The sequence below is a fragment of the Coprococcus sp. RTP31081st1_H1_RTP31081_211007 genome, assembly GCF_040227275.1.
GTDB lineage: Bacteria > Bacillota > Clostridia > Lachnospirales > Lachnospiraceae > Coprococcus > Coprococcus aceti.
Map to the genome: position 1 here is coordinate 1 of NZ_JBEHVP010000021.1, position 1,218 is coordinate 1,218.

The 1,218-nt window shown below is 52.4% G+C and carries 1 rRNA gene; it reads left to right on the forward strand.

Annotation, left to right across the window (positions count from 1 at the left end):
• Positions 1-1,218: ribosomal RNA gene (locus ABUA31_RS14360) — 23S ribosomal RNA — on the forward strand; the annotation flags it as partial.

The window sequence follows — 1,218 nt, forward strand, 5'->3', positions numbered from 1 at the left end:
TTCATAAGTACCCGTACCGTAAACCGACACAGGTGGATGAGGAGAGAATCCTAAGGCCGGCGGGAGAAGTGTTGTTAAGGAACTCGGCAAAATGACTCCGTAACTTCGGGAGAAGGAGTGCCACAGAGATGTGGCCGCAGAGAAATGGCCCAAGCAACTGTTTAGCAAAAACACAGGTCTATGCAAAACCGAAAGGTGAGGTATATGGGCTGACGCCTGCCCGGTGCTGGAAGGTTAAGAGGAGAGGTTAGAGCAATCGAAGCTTTGAATTTAAGCCCCAGTAAACGGCGGCCGTAACTATAACGGTCCTAAGGTAGCGAAATTCCTTGTCGGGTAAGTTCCGACCCGCACGAAAGGCGTAATGATTTGGGCACTGTCTCAACAACACACCCGGTGAAATTGAAATACCAGTGAAGATGCTGGTTACCTGCGCCAGGACGGAAAGACCCCATGGAGCTTTACTCCAGTTTGATACTGGGATTCGGTACTGTCTGTACAGGATAGGTGGGAGGCTAGGAAATGGTGACGCCAGTTGCCATGGAGCCAACCTTGGGATACCACCCTTACAGTACTGGGTTTCTAACCTGCAGCCGTAACCCGGCTGGGGGACAATGTCTGACGGGGAGTTTGACTGGGGCGGTCGCCTCCGAAAGAGTATCGGAGGCGCTCAAAGGTTCCCTCAGAACGGTTGGAAACCGTTCGAAGAGTGCAAAGGCAGAAGGGAGCTTGACTGCGACACCGACGGGTGGAGCAGATACGAAAGTAGGACTTAGTGATCCGGTGGTATAAAGTGGGATTGCCATCGCTCAACGGATAAAAGCTACCCTGGGGATAACAGGCTTATCACTCCCAAGAGTTCACATCGACGGAGTGGTTTGGCACCTCGATGTCGGCTCATCGCATCCTGGAGCTGTAGCAGGTTCCAAGGGTTGGGCTGTTCGCCCATTAAAGCGGTACGCGAGCTGGGTTCAGAACGTCGTGAGACAGTTCGGTCCCTATCCGGCGTGGGCGTAGGATATTTGAGAGGAGCTGTCCTTAGTACGAGAGGACCGGGATGGACAAACCTCTGGTGTATCTGTTGTTTTACCAAAGGCATGGCAGAGTAGCCAAGTTTGGCAGGGATAAACGCTGAAGGCATCTAAGCGTGAAGCCCCCCTCAAGATAAGATATCCCATCTTCGGAGTAAGACCCCTTGAAGACTACAAGGTTGATAGGCTT